22 protein-coding genes and 1 riboswitch are annotated in these 17391 nt (G+C 33.9%); of the genes, 3 read left to right on the top strand and 19 right to left on the bottom strand.

Features of this window, described 5'->3' with window-relative positions; genetic code table 11:
- Nucleotides 1-15: 15 nt before the first annotated feature.
- Both MHH94_RS04125 and MHH94_RS04120 read right to left on the bottom strand, forming a co-directional pair.
- Nucleotides 16-150, bottom strand: a complete 135-nt coding sequence (locus MHH94_RS04125) for an Lmo0850 family protein (RefSeq protein ID WP_224658879.1) — start codon at nt 148-150, stop codon at nt 16-18.
- 141 nt (nt 151-291) lie between these two features.
- Entirely contained in the window at nt 292-495 is a 204-nt protein-coding gene (locus tag MHH94_RS04120; protein WP_025904499.1) for a copper ion binding protein, read from the bottom strand.
- A gap of 152 nt (nt 496-647) precedes the next feature.
- On the opposite strand from MHH94_RS04120, the gene cls reads away from it, so the two are divergent.
- Nucleotides 648-2129 (top strand): cardiolipin synthase, encoded by a 1482-nt coding sequence (gene cls, locus MHH94_RS04115; RefSeq protein WP_325889135.1) that lies wholly within the window; start codon nt 648-650, stop codon nt 2127-2129.
- Between the two features lie 64 nt (nt 2130-2193).
- A complete protein-coding gene (locus MHH94_RS04110) occupies nt 2194-2859 on the top strand; it encodes an HD domain-containing protein (RefSeq protein ID WP_084755866.1) in 666 nt (221 codons plus the stop codon).
- Nucleotides 2860-2887: 28 nt separating this feature from the next.
- Here the strand turns inward: MHH94_RS04110 and yidC are convergent, their stop codons facing one another.
- The 6 genes from yidC to MHH94_RS04075 all read right to left on the bottom strand — a co-directional run bounded on the left by yidC (nt 2888) and on the right by MHH94_RS04075 (nt 8178).
- Complete coding sequence (gene yidC / locus MHH94_RS04105) at nt 2888-3757, bottom strand: membrane protein insertase YidC (protein ID WP_048540893.1); 870 nt, start codon at nt 3755-3757, stop codon at nt 2888-2890.
- Between the two features lie 81 nt (nt 3758-3838).
- Complete coding sequence (gene thiE, locus MHH94_RS04100; RefSeq protein ID WP_048540896.1) at nt 3839-4480, bottom strand: thiamine phosphate synthase; 642 nt, start codon at nt 4478-4480, stop codon at nt 3839-3841.
- A complete protein-coding gene (gene thiM / locus MHH94_RS04095; RefSeq protein WP_048540898.1) occupies nt 4481-5272 on the bottom strand; it encodes a hydroxyethylthiazole kinase in 792 nt (263 codons plus the stop codon).
- A complete protein-coding gene (gene thiD / locus MHH94_RS04090) occupies nt 5265-6077 on the bottom strand; it encodes a bifunctional hydroxymethylpyrimidine kinase/phosphomethylpyrimidine kinase (protein ID WP_048540900.1) in 813 nt (270 codons plus the stop codon). The genes thiM and thiD overlap by 8 nt, the downstream gene beginning before the upstream one ends.
- Before the next feature lie 96 nt (nt 6078-6173).
- A riboswitch (TPP riboswitch) is annotated at nt 6174-6272 on the bottom strand.
- Nucleotides 6273-6397: 125 nt separating this feature from the next.
- Nucleotides 6398-7240: a LysM peptidoglycan-binding domain-containing protein gene (locus tag MHH94_RS14345; RefSeq protein WP_048540902.1), complete on the bottom strand. Its 843-nt coding sequence runs from the start codon at nt 7238-7240 to the stop codon at nt 6398-6400.
- Between the two features lie 368 nt (nt 7241-7608).
- Nucleotides 7609-8178, bottom strand: a complete 570-nt coding sequence (locus MHH94_RS04075; RefSeq protein WP_058591094.1) for a single-stranded DNA-binding protein — start codon at nt 8176-8178, stop codon at nt 7609-7611.
- 180 nt (nt 8179-8358) lie between these two features.
- Between MHH94_RS04075 and MHH94_RS04070 the strand changes: the two genes are divergently transcribed.
- The gene (locus MHH94_RS04070) at nt 8359-8796 is read left to right on the top strand and encodes a YwpF-like family protein (protein ID WP_025904490.1); all 438 of its coding nucleotides are present in this window, start codon (nt 8359-8361) and stop codon (nt 8794-8796) included.
- A gap of 318 nt (nt 8797-9114) precedes the next feature.
- Here the strand turns inward: MHH94_RS04070 and fabZ are convergent, their stop codons facing one another.
- The 11 genes from fabZ to atpE form a co-directional block, all read right to left on the bottom strand.
- Entirely contained in the window at nt 9115-9552 is a 438-nt protein-coding gene (gene fabZ / locus MHH94_RS04065) for a 3-hydroxyacyl-ACP dehydratase FabZ (RefSeq protein WP_025904489.1), read from the bottom strand.
- Nucleotides 9552-9836 carry a DNA-directed RNA polymerase subunit beta gene (locus MHH94_RS04060; RefSeq protein WP_053076874.1) on the bottom strand — a complete coding sequence of 95 codons (285 nt, stop codon included), beginning with the start codon at nt 9834-9836 and terminating at the stop codon, nt 9552-9554. The genes fabZ and MHH94_RS04060 overlap by 1 nt, the downstream gene beginning before the upstream one ends.
- 1 nt (nt 9837) lies before the next feature.
- Nucleotides 9838-11133, bottom strand: a complete 1296-nt coding sequence (gene murA / locus MHH94_RS04055) for a UDP-N-acetylglucosamine 1-carboxyvinyltransferase (protein ID WP_058591095.1) — start codon at nt 11131-11133, stop codon at nt 9838-9840.
- 150 nt (nt 11134-11283) lie between these two features.
- Nucleotides 11284-11514 (bottom strand): DUF1146 family protein, encoded by a 231-nt coding sequence (locus MHH94_RS04050; RefSeq protein ID WP_048540909.1) that lies wholly within the window; start codon nt 11512-11514, stop codon nt 11284-11286.
- Nucleotides 11515-11708: 194 nt separating this feature from the next.
- On the bottom strand, nt 11709-12113 hold the full coding sequence (locus MHH94_RS04045; RefSeq protein WP_025904485.1) for a F0F1 ATP synthase subunit epsilon: 405 nt from the start codon (nt 12111-12113) through the stop codon (nt 11709-11711).
- Between the two features lie 22 nt (nt 12114-12135).
- Nucleotides 12136-13551: a F0F1 ATP synthase subunit beta gene (atpD, locus tag MHH94_RS04040; RefSeq protein ID WP_048540911.1), complete on the bottom strand. Its 1416-nt coding sequence runs from the start codon at nt 13549-13551 to the stop codon at nt 12136-12138.
- 18 nt (nt 13552-13569) lie between these two features.
- The gene (gene atpG, locus MHH94_RS04035) at nt 13570-14439 is read right to left on the bottom strand and encodes an ATP synthase F1 subunit gamma (RefSeq protein ID WP_048540913.1); all 870 of its coding nucleotides are present in this window, start codon (nt 14437-14439) and stop codon (nt 13570-13572) included.
- Between the two features lie 31 nt (nt 14440-14470).
- A complete protein-coding gene (atpA, locus tag MHH94_RS04030) occupies nt 14471-15985 on the bottom strand; it encodes a F0F1 ATP synthase subunit alpha (RefSeq protein ID WP_025904482.1) in 1515 nt (504 codons plus the stop codon).
- An 18-nt stretch (nt 15986-16003) separates the two neighbouring features.
- Entirely contained in the window at nt 16004-16543 is a 540-nt protein-coding gene (locus MHH94_RS04025; protein ID WP_025904481.1) for a F0F1 ATP synthase subunit delta, read from the bottom strand.
- Nucleotides 16543-17067: a F0F1 ATP synthase subunit B gene (locus MHH94_RS04020; RefSeq protein ID WP_058591096.1), complete on the bottom strand. Its 525-nt coding sequence runs from the start codon at nt 17065-17067 to the stop codon at nt 16543-16545. The genes MHH94_RS04025 and MHH94_RS04020 overlap by 1 nt, the downstream gene beginning before the upstream one ends.
- A gap of 99 nt (nt 17068-17166) precedes the next feature.
- The gene (gene atpE, locus MHH94_RS04015; protein ID WP_016998905.1) at nt 17167-17385 is read right to left on the bottom strand and encodes a F0F1 ATP synthase subunit C; all 219 of its coding nucleotides are present in this window, start codon (nt 17383-17385) and stop codon (nt 17167-17169) included.
- Nucleotides 17386-17391 lie beyond the last annotated feature (6 nt).

Below are 17391 nucleotides of genomic sequence, written 5' to 3'. Positions count from 1 at the left end.
TTTTAGTTCACCTATTTATTTCAACTTGTTAGTTGCGACATTCGGCAAACTACGCATTATTTCTATTCGTGACTTAGTTTCTGTTATGTTTACGCCTAATGATGATAAAAGTTTGACCACATTCTTTACCTTTGACTTAGGTTGATTCATGGGTACCACCTCTTATTCAATTTAATTACCTTAAGTTCATTCTACTCTAAATTAAGCAGTTTGACTATAGTTCATTCGGCCTATATTGTTATTTTTTTGTTTAATTTGTTATTTTTTTATAATAATTATATGAATGATTTCTTAAACAACTTCATATCCAGCATCGAAAATAGCATTTTCGATATTATCGATACTAGCAGGATCTTCATAAACGACACGTACTTGATTATCATCAGGACTAGCGACTACTTCTTTAACACCGATTAATTGACCCACTGATTCCTCAACTGCTTGTTTGCAATGCCCACAAGACATACCTTCAACATTAATAATTTGTTCTTTCATTTATAACACTCCTATATATTTAAATGATATTTTAATTGATGCCTTTTCATAATCATTATATGCATATGTTTTAGAAGGGTCAAATACAACCTTTTCAATTTTAATTTAAATGTATTATACTAGTTTAAAGATAAAGAAACGGAGGCATTGGTATGAACTACTTCTCATATTTTTCATTTGATTTTTCCATCATAGTATCAGTGCTACTTATTACAGCATTTATTCTGAATGTTGTGTTTGGATTTATTATCATATTCTTAGAACCAAGAGAAGCTGGTGCGATTTGGGCTTGGTTGTTAGTGCTTTTATTTGTTCCAATATTAGGATTTATACTTTACCTACTATTCGGGAGACAAATTCAAAGAAAGAGTATTTTCAACTTAGATGAACAAGATAAAATAGGTCTTGAACACATCATTAATGAGCAAATCAAAGCAATTGATGAAAATAATTTCGAAATTGATAAGCCTGAGATATTTAATTATAAGCATCTTATTCATATGTTGCTTTACAATAACTCAGCCTTCTTAACAACTGACAACAAAGTTGAAATGTTTACAGATGGACATGATAAATTCGATGCACTTATTGAAGATATTAGAAAAGCTGAGTCATATATCCATATTCAATATTATATCTTTAAGAAGGATAACTTAGGTAAAAAGATCTTATTTGAACTTGAAAAGAAACTTCAAGAAGGTTTAGAAGTTAAAATGTTATATGATGACATGGGATCTCGTAAATTAAATTTATCTTCATTCAAGAAATTTAGAGCACAAGGTGGAGAAGTTGCAAGTTTCTTCCCTTCTAAACTCCCACTCATTAACTTTAGAATGAACAACCGTAACCATAGAAAGATTGTTGTTATTGATGGAAAAGTTGGTTACGTAGGTGGCTTTAATGTCGGAGATGAATATTTAGGTTTAGATAAAAAATTTGGTTATTGGCGAGATACGCACTTAAGATTAGAAGGTGACTCAGTCAATGCGTTACAGCTTAGGTTTATGTTGGACTGGAACTCTCAATCTACACGTGACAAGATGCGCTATGAATCTAAATACTTCCCTGATGTTGAATCTGGCGGAAAAGTTGGTATTCAAATTGCTTCAAGTGGTCCTGATGAAGATTGGGAACAAATCAAATATGGTTATTTAAAAATGATATCAGAAGCTAAAAAACATATTTACATACAAACACCTTATTTCATTCCAGATTTATCATTTTTAGACGCCATTAAGATAGCTGCCCTTTCCGGAGTAGATGTTAATGTGATGATTCCCAATAAGCCCGATCACCCATTTGTTTATTGGGCAACATTTGCCAATGTCGGCGAATTAATAAAAGCTGGCGTCAATGTTCATATTTATGAAAAAGGCTTTATACACACTAAGATGGTAGCCATAGACGATGAAGTTGTAAGTATTGGTACAGCAAACATGGATAATAGAAGCTTTGTATTAAATTTCGAAGTTAATGCCTTTATTTACGACGATGAAATCGCTAAAAATTCACGCTTAGCTTATGAGAATGATATGACACATTCATCATTATTAACAGTTGAAAGATATGAAAACAGAAGCACGTGGATTAAATTAAAAGAAGGTATAGCACGATTGCTATCACCATTATTGTAAATACTTAGCGGGTAGAAGAGACGATTGTTCAAACTTTTCTACCTGTTTTTTTAAGGAGAAAGATATGAATAAAGAACAAATTATTAAAGAAGCAGAATCATATGTTAGCACATTACACAAAAACGATACGACTGGACATGACTTTGAGCATATTTTAAGAGTTAGACATCTCGCTCTAGATATTGCTCAGTTTGAGGAAGTGGATTTGTTTGTAGTTGAATTAGCAAGTTTCCTACACGATACTGTCGATAAGAAATTATTTAAAGATGGCAACACAGCTTGGCAACAACTTTATCAATGGATGAAAGACATGGATATAAGCGAATCTATTCAAACAGAGATTATCCATATTCTAAAGTATATTAGTTATAATGGTGGTAAAAATGAAGGTAAACTTACAAGCTTAGCAGGAAAGATCGTCCAAGATGCAGATCGAATTGATGCGATTGGCGCTATAGGAATAGCAAGAACATTTCAATATGCTGGTCATTTTAAAGAACCTATGCATATCTCCACTCAACAACCACGTAATTTAAATGATTTACAAGAGGATCAATATCATAATGAACCGAATACGGCAATTAATCATTTTTACGAGAAATTATTATTGTTAAAAGATTTAATGAATACTAAACGGGGCAAACAAATCGCTGAAGAACGCCACTTATTTATGGAGAACTTTTTAAAACAATTTTATAAAGAATGGGATATAACTAAAAAAACAAACTAATCACGATGATTAGTTTGTTTTTTTGATTTTATTTCTTTTTCTTCTTATTAGATACGAGTTTAGCTGGTTTCTTCTCTTTGTTAGCTTCTTGTTGATTTTTCTCATGTGCTTCAATGATTGGTTTCATTTCTTCTTCTACTTTGTTGTTATAGAAGACGTTACCTAACCATGTTTGAACAACTAAGAATGCACCACCGACTGCCCAGTATAAACCTAATGCAGATGCTGAAATGTATGACATCCAAATAATCATAATTGGAGAAATAAACATCATCATTCTCATCATATTTTTCTGTTCATCTGGAACATTTGCATACTTCATAGAAACAAATGCCTGTAATGCATAAATGATACCTGCAATGATTGTAATAATTAAATCAGGTTCAGTTAAATTAAACCATAAGAAATTCGGATATTCTGTAATTCCGCCTTCAGTAGGATATTTTAATACATAGAATAATCCCATGACGATTGGCATTTGTATAACGATTGGTAAACAACCCATGTTCATTGGATTAATACCATGTTTTTTGTATAATGCCATCATTTCTTGATTGGCTGCCATTTTTTCTTCTTGAGTACGAGCACGCTTAACTTTTTCTTGAATTGCTTCCATTTCAGGTTTAGCAAGTTTCATTTTTTCACGCATTAACTTTTGATTCTTATACGTCTTCATCATAAATGGGAATAACGCAAAACGAACAATTAATGTTATAACGATAATAGCTAGACCATAATCGTGATTCAAATTTGTACCAAGCCAATGAATAACACTATCCATCGGTTTTACGAATGTATTATAAAAGAATCCATCCCTATTCTCAGGTTTAGAATAATCACAACCAGCTAGCACAACCATTACACCAAATAATAATGGCCATAAAGCTTTTTTCTTCATTTTTCCACCTCTATTGATATACTCACATAAAACTCATTCTATCATAGAATAGCGACAACATAAATCAATATATTAATTTTATCAAATATTTTTATACTGTTTATGAAAGCCCTTCACAGTTTGTTCAATATTTTGACTTTTCGCTATAGCAGAAATAACACTTACGCCATTTGCGCCCGCTTTAATGAGCGGTTGCACATCAACTTCAGTTATACCACCGATTGCAACGATAGGAATATCTTGATTGATTTTTCTCACCTTCTCAATCATTTGATATCCACCTTCATCTCCTGCATCAGCTTTAGAATTTGTAGAATGTATAGGTCCCGTTCCAATATAATCGACTTCAGATATATCAGAGTGATCATATTCAATTTTATTTGCAACACTCAAGCCAATTATTTTATCTTTAAACTTATCTTTAAACTCAGATACATTTCGGTCATCTTGTCCAACATGAATACCATCTGCATTTAATTTAATTGCTAAATCTACATCATCATTGACGATAAATGGAACTTGATATTGTTTACACAACTCAAATAATGATTGCGCAAGTGCTTCTTTTTCTGATCCTTTTTTACTCTTCTCACCTTTTTCACGAAACTGAAACATCGTGATGCCTGCTTTTAAAGCTTCTTCAACAACACTTATTAGATTACCATCAGCAATATCTTGACTACCTGCTATAAAATATACTTTCAAAGTTTTTGGATCAAACATTTAGTTCACTACTTTCACGATTTTTTTCTCATTAACAAGTTCTTCAGTTATTACATTAAGTTGATCTATAAATGAAATTTGGAATGTACCAGGTAAATGTGCACCAGGTTGTTGATATGCCAACTCACTTGCTATATTGTATGTTGCTAATGCTTCTTCTAATACATCAATAGTAATTGTTTTTTCATGAGATAAGAATGCAGCTATTACGCCACCTAATAAACAACCTCCACCAGTTACTTTCGTTAACATCTCACTACCATTGTGCAATTCTATAATTTTGTTATTACAAGCAATGACATCAACTTTTCCAGTTATGATAATCGGTAACTTTAATTGCTGATGCGCTTTTTTCGCAATTTTAATAGCATCAAGCGTATCATCACTATCCGTACCTTTCATAATTGTGTCTTCTTCAATAAGTGCTAAAATTTCTGATGCATTACCTCTAATAATATCGACAACTTCATCATTTAATAACGTCGTACAAAAAGTCTTTCTTAATTGTGATGCACCAACTGCTACGGGATCAAGAACTACTGGAACACCATTTCCATGCATAATTTCAGCATATTTCTTCATATCATAAGCTTTATCAGTCGTAATCGTCCCTATATTAAGAAGAAATGCTCCTGCTGCTTTTGAAAATTCTTCTGCTTCTTCAGGTTCTTCACTCATTGCGGGGCTTGCGCCTAATGAAATTAAACCATTAGCTGTAAAGTTTTTAACGACATCATTTGTATAACATACGATTAATGGACTATTTTCTCTAATATTTGTTAATTTACTCATAATCTAATCCCTCTATCTTTTGGTATGCAAAGTGGTTCACTGGACCTCTACCTTTGCCTATTTCAGGTGTATATTGAATAGCTAACGTAATAAATCGTTTAGCTACTTCTACCGCTTCCTCAATTGAATGACCTTTAGCTAACTCTGCTGTTATCACTGCACTAAATGTACAACCTGTTCCATGTGTATGTTTCGTACTAAATCTTTCACTTTTCCAGCTTTTCACGCCATTCTCAGTAAATAAATAGTCGATTGCATCCCCGTCCAGATGTCCACCTTTTATAACAACACCTTTAGATCCAATTTCATTTAAGAAAAATGCACCAGCTTTATTAATTTCTTCTTCAGTTTGAATTTTAAATCCAGTAATATCTTCTGCTTCTGGAATATTAGGTGTAACAACTGTAGCTAATGGTAGTAATATTTCTTTAAGTTTCCCTTTCCCTTCATCATCCATTAGCGCATCACCACTTTTAGCAACCATTACTGGGTCAATGACATACGGCTTACCAGATTGTTCAATAAATGGTTTAATCGTTTGCATCATTTCTTCTGATGCAATCATGCCTGTTTTTATAGCATGTGGCACTTCATCATCAAAGACACTTTTTAATTGGCTTTCAATAACTTCAACAGGTAAATGGTAAACATCTTGTACACCTAAACTATTTTGTGAAACGATACTTGTAGCAACAGCCATTCCATAAACACCTGATGCATGAAATGATTTTAAGTCCGCCATAATACCCGCTCCACCACTTGGGTCCGTTCCAGCAATTGTTAATGCTATATTCGGTTTTTTCATTGTAATCCACCTCAAATTTATATTTATAATTCTATTATTCATAACTTCATAAAAATGACCTCTTTCATAAGAAAGAGGTCAATTAATAGTTGTAAAAACGTTCATCGACCACTTTCCTACGTTGGCATTATCCAAATCAGGTGTTAAGGGACTGAATTTAATCATCTCAGCCAAATGGCGCCCCTAGCAGTCACTCATATATTCAGTTTACTTAAGATTATCAAATAGACGTATTGTGGTCAAATTAAAAAATCGCCTAGGATATTTCCTAGACGATTGGATTAATTAATTTATAACCACTTTAGATTAAAGTGTATGGCTTACCACCATCCGTTAGCTTGACGGAAAGCAATAGCAGCTGATTCTGAACCGTAACGGTTTTTAGCGTAGTTTAACATACCTTGAGTTTGTGTAGCTACTGATCCAGTACCCCAAGATTCTTTAGTTTGACCAAGACCTTGGTAACCATTTGGACTTACTGCATTTGGATTACCACTTGATTCTGGTAATACAATCGCATTCCACATAGCTTCTGAACCACCAGCAGCTAAGAATTGAGCTTTAGTAGATCCACCAGTGCTAGCTGTTGAAGTTTGAGTAGTTCTAACTTTTTGAGCTGGTGCTTGGTATGATTGTTGAGCTGGCGCTTTATATGTTTGTTGAGCTGGCGCTTTGTATGATTGAACAGGCGCTTGGTAGCTTTGTTGTTGAGCTGGAGCTGCAACTTGTTCTTGTGTTTGTTGAACTGGCGCTTGTTGTGCTACAGGCGCTTTAGCTGGCTCAACTGATTGAGCTGGAGCTTGTAATGATAAAGTTTGTCCAACAATGATTAGATCTGAAGATAAGTTGTTCCATGCTTTTAATTGAGATACAGTTACATCGTATTTAGATGCAATTTTACCTAAAGTATCTCCTGATACTACAGTGTATTCTGTAGTTGATTCTGAACTTTTCTCGTTAACCTTGATTACTTGGTTAGGGAAGATTAAGTTAGATTTTAAACCATTTTCTGCTTTGATAGCACTTACTGAAGTACCGTATTGTTGTGAAATACTACCTAAAGTATCACCAGATTTTACTGTATGTGTTGCTGCATCGGCTGTAGCTGTTACCCCTGTAGTAACTGCAACTGCCGCAGTTGAAACTGCTAATAATTTTTTCATGATTGAATGTTTCCTCCTGTAAGGTTTTCACTTTTTATATGATTTTTACTGTTTAAACTATACCACTTATTTTTATGTCATAGGTTACAGGTATATGAAAAAATTACAGCTAATATTACAGTTAGATTACGTTAATTTTCAGACAATATTCTGAATATTAACGAACAAAATACCTAAACAAAGGCATTTATAAAGATTGAACAAAATTAATTATCAGACAATTTGTCATATTCATGTAATTTTTTAAACAATTACTTGTAATTATGTATACTTGCTGCCCTACAGCAAGACAGCAAGTCTCGGAATTTAGAATCAAGAATATTTATTTTCGGAAGTATTTCTATAAACAGTTTTATTGAAGTTTAATGCTATGAGGTTGTTACTTTTGATGCATTTGGATCAGGGGTTTGTTGTTTAGCTTCATCAATAACGTCAACGACATTATGATAATCTCTATATAACTTATCATCTAAATTGTTTGCACCATTCTCTTTAGCTAATGCTTCAGCTCGTAATTTTTCTTTTGCTACTTTAGATGAAAGGTCACTAGCATAACTTTCAGCACTTTCACTAATTAATTCACTCATTTCATCTTTCGTTTGAGGAATCGTTGATTTACTTGATGCAGGCATATTTAAGAATTTGATCGTTTCACAAATAATTTCTGTTATATAATGTTTCTTATCATCTTTAACATATGCTCTTGATTGAATTTGTCCAGTTAATGCAACAAGTTGTCCTTTCTTTGTATACTCATGAATATTATTTGCAAGTTTACCAAATGCTTTACATACAATAAAATCAACAGCAATCGTGCCATCTTTAGTCTTATATCCACGTTCAACAGCTAAACAAAATGTAGAAATGATGATTTCACCTTTCTTATAATATGCAGGGTCCTTAGTTAAACGTCCAACTAATACAGATTTATTTAACATATTCTCACCTCCTTATACTTATAATATAATGAGTCAATTTTTTCAGTCAAAGTCCGATAAATCATAAAATAAACACTTATTTTTCACTTTATTTTATGATTATTGTTATTTCATGCAAAAGTGCTTTATAATAGATAACAAAGTTAAACATTCGTAGATTTAACGATAAGGGGGATGTTTATGAAAACATTTAAAGCCGTACGCTTTCAAATTGTAGACGATGAACAAATTACAGAATATGAATTATTAGATGGTATCATTATTAATAAAGAAAATAGTGGTACAGGATGGCTACTAGAGATCTTAATTTCAGATATCCATTATGAACAAATGAAAGAATATCACGATAACCAAACCTTACTTGATACACGTGTCGTAATAACTAGACCTTCAAACGACCCAGCATTATTTGATGCAACCATCAAATACATAGAACAACTAGAAGATAAAATATCAGTCGTATTTGAATGTCATATCTATACATTACGACAAGTATATGCAGAACGATTACTAGAGCAACTCATAGATGAAGGCTTATCAGGAGATGAGCTTAAAACTTCATTTAATAGATTGATGCAATCTAAACCGAAATTAAAAGACGAAAAAAGCAATATATAAATAAAAATCTAGGACAGTTTGTGGTCCTAGATTTTTTATTACATGTATATTTAGGTGTTTTACTTCCATTATTCCGAATTCTGGTAGTTAAGTGGGCGCTCATTTACGGACATTTCTTGGAATTCTGTCCCTAACAATACCTCTTACGGACATTTTCCGGAATTCTGTCCCTAACAGCACCTCTTACGGACATTTCTTGGAATTCTGTCCCTAACGACACTTCTTACGGACATTTCTTGGAATTCTGTCCCTAACAAAATCAAATTCCATATATAAGCAGAAAAAAGAGAAAACAGCTGCCTGTTTTCTCTTTTTTATTTATTGATCTACAATAGCAAAGCTAATTTCACAACTACATGCAACTTCTCCATCTACTGTTGCTTTTGCTGTTCCTTTTCCTATTGGACCTTTTATTTTGTTTATTTCTACTTCAAGTCTTAAAGTGTCACCTGGTGTAACTTGTTTTTTGAATCGACATTTATCAATTCCTGCAAACATTGCTAGTTTACCTTGGTTTTCTTCTAAGCGTAACATTGCAACTGCACCTGTTTGTGCTAATGCTTCTACGATTAATACGCCTGGCATTACGGCATAATCAGGAAAATGTCCTTGGAAAAATGGTTCGTTACCTGCTACTTGTTTAATACCTACACAACGTTTACCGTCTTCTAATTCTACTATTCTATCTAATAATAAAAATGGGTAACGGTGAGGTATAATTTTTTTTATTTCGTTAAAGTCATAAATAGTTTCCATTATGAGCTCCTTCCAGTTAAATCAAAGATGTGTTGCCAAGTTTCGGGATTAAACACCCCAAATGGATTATGAAGTATACCGTATCCAATCATAGTTCCAACAATAAATAATAAAATCATTAATACTAATAATATAAGTAATTTAATCCATAATGGAATGACACGATGCTCTACTTCCACTCCTTGAATTGTTTCTACTCTATTTCTTTGAAGTTTCTCTTTAACAGATTGATAAGTTGACTTTCTTTTTTTATCGTCAGATCTTGATGATTGTGTTTCAGCCATACTAAACCCTCGCTTTATCGTTTAACTTGCCATTATCATTGATGCGTTCAACGTCTGCACCTAATGCTTTAAGTTTACCATGAAAATCAACATAACCTCTATCTAAATGTTTAAGTTCTGTTACGTTTGTATATCCATCAGACACAAGTCCAGCAAGAATCAATGATGCACCTGCTCTTAAGTCTGTAGCTTTTACATCTGCACCTTGTAATTTACTGTTACCAGTAATCATTGCACTTCTACCGTTAATGAAAATATCTGCATTCATACGTTTGAATTCTTCTACATGCATAAATCTATTTTCAAATACTGTTTCAGTTACTTTACTCGTACCATTTGCTGTTAATAATAAAGCCATTATTTGAGATTGCATGTCTGTAGGGAATCCTGGATGTGGCATTGTTTTAACATCAATTGCTTTAATTTCACCAGGTACTTGAATATTTAATCCATCTTCGATATCAGTAATTTGAACACCAGCTTCTTCTAATTTAGACACTAAGCTTGTCATATGTTCTCTAATTGCACCAATAACATTGACATTTCCTCTAGTAATCGCTGCTGCAATCATAAATGTACCAGCTTCAATTCTATCTGGAATAATAGCATGTTCTGCACCGTGTAATTGATTAACACCAGTAATTCTAATTGTATCTGTGCCAGCACCGTGTACTTGTGCACCCATTTCATTTAGATAGTTAGCTAAATCTACAATTTCTGGTTCTCTTGCAACGTTTTGAATTTCAGTTTTTCCTTCTGCAAGTACTGCTGCCATCATAATATTTTGAGTAGCGCCTACACTTGGGAAATCTAAATAAATTTTAGCTCCTTTTAAGCCATTAGGTGTTGTTGCTTCAATAAATCCGTTATGTAGTTCAATTTCTGCACCTAAAGCTTCAAATCCTTTTAAATGTTGCTCAATCGGTCTTGAACCAATTGCGCAACCACCAGGTAAAGCGACTCTAGCATGACCTTCTCTAGCTAATAAAGGACCCATAACTAAGATACTTGCTCTCATCTTACTTACATATTCATATGGAGCTTCGATTTTTAGTGTATTTGATGCATCTATTTTTACAGTGTTATGATCTGCATCATATTCTATATCTGCATTTAAATGCGTAAGTACTGTGTTAATTGTATCTACATCACTTAATTTAGGTACATTCGTCAATACACTTTGACCAACACTTGGTAAAAGTGTAGCTGTTAATATTGGTAATACTGCGTTTTTTGCACCTTCGACTACAACTGTGCCATTAAGACTTGCTCCGCCTTTCACGACGATTTTATCCATATAATTATCCTCCAAAAAACTTCACTTTTATTTATTTTACAAATGTATATATTTATTTAATACACATTTTTCTTGATTCATAAACATCACCAAAATATTATACTACTTTTTTGTTCTTTTTTCATATATTTATGTAATTTTTTCTTATTATTAGAATAGCAATCTTAATTGTAGCGAATATTGGAGTATATCTAAAATAAAACGACTTACAGCCGTACCTAATAGTATAGATAAAATGATAAGAAATGTTTGTGCTTGCGCAATATGATTTTTCTTAAAAATTTGTTCTAATCGTACGCCTTGAAGTGCCCAGAATGCCAAGCATACACAAATGACATGTAGTAAAAGTCCGATAATACCTAATTGACCATAATATTCCATATTAACAACTCCTTCTAAAAATATAAGGGAGCGGGACAGAAATCTAATTTAGATAAAAAGATTTCGTCGTCCCGCGCGGGCAAGGATGACTAGAGTTGAAAAAGCTTGGTACAAGCGCATTTTCAATTCAGACATCTACTGCCAAGATACTAAAAGAGTCTGAGACATTACATTATGTCCCAGACTCTTTTATTTTATCTAAATTTAGCCACTTCAATTCGATTAATTGCACGATGAAGTGCACGTTCAGCACGTCTAAAGTCTACTTCATCACGATTCATTTTCAATCGTTCTTCAGCACGTTCTTTAGAATTAATCGCACGGTCTTTATCTATTTCATCGGCAGTTTCAGCCGCTTGAACTAGAACTGTAACTTTATTAGTTCTTACTTCAACAAATCCTTCGGAAACAGCTAAATACTCCGTACCACTTGCTTTGTTTACTTTAACGTATCCTGTTTTCAAAGCTGCAACAGTTGGAATATGTCCAGCCATTACACCCATTTCACCAGTTTCAGTATGTAAAACAACAAGTTCTACTTCTTTTGCTGAGTAAACAGATCCATTAGGAGTGACAACATCTAAGGTAAATGTATTCATTTTCCATTCCTCCTAATTATTATTAGACCTCTACACCCATGTTTTTAGCATTTTCAAGAACTGCTTCAATACCACCGACTAAACGGAAAGCATCTTCTGGGATATGGTCATATTGTCCTTCTAGAATAGCTTTGAAATCTTGTACAGTTTGACTAACTGGTACGTATGAACCTTTTTGACCAGTAAATTGTTCAGCTACATGGAAGTTTTGAGATAAGAAGAATTGAATACGACGAGCACGTTCAACTGTTTTCTTATCTTCATCAGATAATTCATCCATACCAAGTATGGCAATGATATCTTGTAACTCTCTATATTTTTGTAATGTTTGTTGTACACGACGCGCAACATCATAGTGTTCATCTCCAACAATTTCTGGAGTTAAGGCACGTGATGTTGAAGCTAATGGGTCAACGGCTGGATAAATACCCATTTCCGTTAATTTACGTTCCAAGTTAGTAGTAGCATCTAAGTGAGCGAAAGCTGTTGCTGGCGCTGGGTCAGTATAGTCATCGGCAGGTACGAATACTGCTTGGATAGATGTAACTGATCCTTTATTTGTAGATGTAATACGTTCTTGTAATTGTCCCATTTCAGTAGCAAGTGTTGGTTGGTAACCAACGGCAGATGGCATACGGCCTAATAATGCTGATACCTCTGAACCTGCTTGTGTAAAACGGAAGATGTTATCGATGAACAATAACACGTCTTGTCCTTGTTCATCACGGAAGTATTCTGCCATTGTTAAACCAGAAAGTGCAACTCTAGCACGCGCACCAGGTGGCTCGTTCATTTGACCGAATACCATCGCTGTTTTCTTAATAACACCTGAATCGCTCATTTCATAGTATAAGTCATTTCCTTCACGTGTACGTTCACCTACACCTGCGAATACTGAAATACCACCATGTTCTTGTGCGATGTTATTGATTAATTCTTGAATAAGTACTGTTTTACCTACTCCGGCACCACCGAATAAACCGATTTTACCACCTTTAATGTAAGGTGCTAATAAGTCTACTACTTTAATACCAGTTTCAAGAATTTCTACTTTAGTAGATAAATCTTCGAATTTAGGTGCTAAACGGTGAATTGGATCACGACGAACGCTATCATCAATTTCTTCACCTAAATCAATTTTTTCGCCTAATACATTGAAAACACGACCTAATGTAGCATCACCAACAGGTACTGAAATAGGTCTTCCTGTATCAGTAACTTCTTGTCCACGTTTAACACCATCAGTTGATGCCATTGCTATAGAACGTACAACATCATCACCAAGGTGTAATGCAACTTCTAATGCTAAATCAAAGCTTGATCCATCTGGACGTTCAACTTTAAGTGTTAAAGCATTATTAAGTTCTGGCAATTCACCGTGTGGGAAGCGTACATCAATAACTGGCCCTGTAATTTGCGTTACTCGGCCTAATCCCATGTAAATTCCTCCTAATCATTATTCGAGTGCAGCTGCTCCGCCTACAATCTCAGTAATTTGTTGAGTAATTGCAGCTTGACGGGCTCTGTTATATTGTAATGATAAATCATCAATTAATTCTGAAGCGTTATCTGTCGCATTCTTCATAGCTGTCATTCTTGAAGCATGTTCACTAGCTTTTCCATCTAGTAATGCACCATATATTAAACTAATCGCATACTGCGGTAAGATAACTTTTAAAATCGTTTCTTTATCTGGTTCAAATTCATAACCAGCCATCATACTTGAACCTTTTCCAGTATCTTCATCAGATAATGGTAAGATTTTTTTAGATTTCACTTGCTGTTCAAGCACACTAACGAAATGACTGTAGTAAATTGTTAACTCATCATAAAATTCTTCATTAAACAAGTCTACAGCTTTTTCAGTTAAAGCTTGTACATTTTTAAATGTTGGTTGGTCAGGTAAACCTACATACTCTTCAATAATGTTATAACCTCTAGCTTTGAAGAAGTCTCGGCCTACACGTCCGACAACAATAATGCCGTATTCGTCACTATTGTTGTTATGTTTTTCTTTAATATCATTAACGACATTTTTCAAAATGTTAGCACTATATGGTCCTGCAAGTCCTTTATCACAAGTAATAACTAAGTAACCAGAACGTTTTACAGGTCTTGTTTTAAGCATTGGATGATTAACATCTGTACTCTTAGACGCAATAGCTGTAACAGCATCTTGAATCTTATCCATATAAGGTTGAAATGCTTTCGTATTCTCCTCTGCTTTACGCAATTTAGAGTTTGAAACCATATTCATCGCTTTTGTAATTTGACTAGTCTTTTGAGTAGAAGTAATTCTACCTTTGATTTCTCTTAGTGAAGCCACAATTTCACCACCTTTTATTTAAAGCTTAATATTACTCTACATGAGATTTATTAAATACTTTTTTGAATGCATCGATTGCTGAAACAAATTTATCATCAGATGGTAATTGTTTTGTTTCACGAATTTCTTTAAATAGATCGCTTGCATTTGCATCAATCCAATTTAAGAATTCATCTTCGAATCGCGTAATATCTTCAACTGGAATATCATCTAAATGACCTTTAGTTAAAGCATATAAAATAACAACTTGACGATCTACAGTCAATGGTTTGTTTTGATCTTGTTTAAGTACTTCTACTGTACGTTTACCACGTTCTAATTTAGCTTTCGTAGCTTGGTCTAAATCTGAACCAAATTGAGCGAATGATTCTAACTCACGGTATGATGCTAAATCTAGACGTAAAGTACCTGCTACTTTTTTCATCGCTTTAATTTGAGCTGAACCACCAACACGTGATACAGATAAACCAGCGTTGATTGCAGGTCTTACACCAGAGAAGAATAAATCTGATTGTAAGAATATTTGTCCGTCAGTAATTGAGATAACGTTTGTTGGAACGTATGCTGAGATATCCCCTGCTTGAGTTTCAACAAATGGTAATGCAGTAATAGAACCGCCACCTAAGTCATCATTTAATTTAGCAGCACGTTCTAATAAACGACTGTGTAAGTAGAATACGTCACCTGGGTAAGCTTCACGACCTGGCGGACGACGAAGTAATAATGATAACTCACGGTAAGCTGCTGCTTGTTTTGTTAAATCATCATAAACGATTAATACATGTTTACCATTAAACATGAATTCTTCTGCCATACTTACACCCGCATAAGGTGCAATGTATAATAATGGCGCTGGTTGAGCTGCTGATGCAGATACAACGATTGTATAATCTAAAGCACCATGTCTACGTAAAGTTTCTACCGCTGTACGAACAGTTGATTCTTTTTGACCAATCGCAACGTAGATACAAATCATATCTTCGTCTTTTTGGTTAAGAATTGTATCAATCGCAACTGTTGTTTTACCAGTTTGACGGTCACCGATGATTAACTCACGTTGTCCACGTCCAATAGGTACTAATGCATCAATCGCTTTAATACCAGTTTGTAATGGTTCATCAACTGATTTACGATCCATAACACCTGTTGCAGGTGATTCTACAGGACGAGTCTTAGATGTATTGATTGGACCTTGTCCATCCAATGGTTGACCTAATGGATTTACAACACGACCAATTAATTCTTCCCCTACAGGTACTTCCATAATACGACCAGTTCTTTTAACTTCGTCGCCTTCTTTAATACCTTCTGCAGGTCCTAAAATTACGATACCTACATTATTTTCTTCTAAGTTTTGTGCTAACCCTAAAACGCCAGTATGGAACTCTAATAGTTCGCCAGCCATAACGTCATTTAAGCCATGGGCTAATGCAATACCATCGCCGACTTGGATAACTGTACCAACATCGGTAACTGACATTTCTGACTCATAGTTTTCAATTTGAGAGCGTAATAAAGCACTGATTTCTTCAGCTTTAATGGCCATCTATGTCACTCCTTAATATTATTTCATTTGTTGAAATGATTTTGCTAATTGATTTAAGTCATTCTGAATGGAACCATCGTATACTTTTGTACCTATGGAAACACGAATACCACCAATTAATGAATCATTAACTTGATTTTCTAAAATAAGTTTTTTCAAACCTGTTCTTTTGATAAATGCTTTACCAATTTCGTCTAATTCTTCATTAGATAATGGATACACAGATTCAACTTTCATTAAATCTTGGCTATGTACCTGATTGTATATTTTGCTAAAATCTTTATGAATTTCTGGAATTAGTGACAATTTACTGTTATTAGCAAGTAGGTATAATGTGTTTAACAAAGGTTTAGAAGCACCTTTAAATACATTGTCAACAAATTGTTGTCTGTCGTTTTTTGCTAATTTAGGATTGTTATCAATTGCTTTTAAATCACTAATTTGTTCTTTAACACTTTCTGCTACTTGAGTAAGTTCATCTAAGACGCTGTCTGTTAAATCTTGCGCTTCAGCTACATCATATAAGGCTTGGGCATATTTCTGACTAATATTCGCCATTATTTATCCCCTGCCTCTTTAATGTATTTTTCAACAAGGTCTTTTTGATCTTGTTCAGAGATTTCTTTATTGATTACTTTAGAAGCAATTAATACAGAAAGTTCTGATACTCTATTATTAATATCTGCAATAGCTCTTTGTTTCTCTTGTTGAATTTCTGCTTGAGCTGATTGTACTAAGCCATTTGCTTTAACATTTGCTTCATTAATAATTTGCTCTTGTTGTACTTTAGCTTGATGTTTAGCATCATCAAGAATTGTTTGTACTTCTTCTTGAGTTTTTCTTAATAGATTTCTATTTTCTTCTTCTAATTTCTTAGCGTTTACTTTTGCTTCATGAGCATCATCTATATCTTTATTAATAGCGTTCTCACGCTCATCCATAATTGATTTTAATGGTCCCCAAGCAAACTTTTTTAATAAGGCAAGCAGGATAATAAATGTGATCAATGTAAATAAGACTGTTCCCCATTCGACACCGCCACCTGCTGCTCCTAAAACTAATACGTTTTGATCCACTGCCAACTACACTCCTTTCACTGCAATTAAAGATGAATAACATCTCATAAATGAATGGCGAAATCCTTTTTAGATAGACTCCGCCTGTTCTAAAAATATTTTAGCTTATCGATTCATTACCATGAATGCTACTACTACTGCAATGATAGGAAGGGCTTCAACTAAACCAACACCGATAAACATTATTGTCATTAATGGACCACGTGCTTCTGGTTGACGTGCAACACCTTCTACTGTTCTTGATACGATAAGACCGTTACCGATACCTGCTCCTAATGCTGCTAAACCAATCGCGATTGCTGCTGCTAATACACCTAAACTCATTATAAT

This window comes from Mammaliicoccus sp. FSL K6-3158 (genome assembly GCF_038005105.1).
Classification (GTDB): domain Bacteria; phylum Bacillota; class Bacilli; order Staphylococcales; family Staphylococcaceae; genus Mammaliicoccus; species Mammaliicoccus sciuri.
Note: the sequence above shows the minus strand (reverse complement) of the source record. Positions and strands in the feature narration are given on the sequence as shown.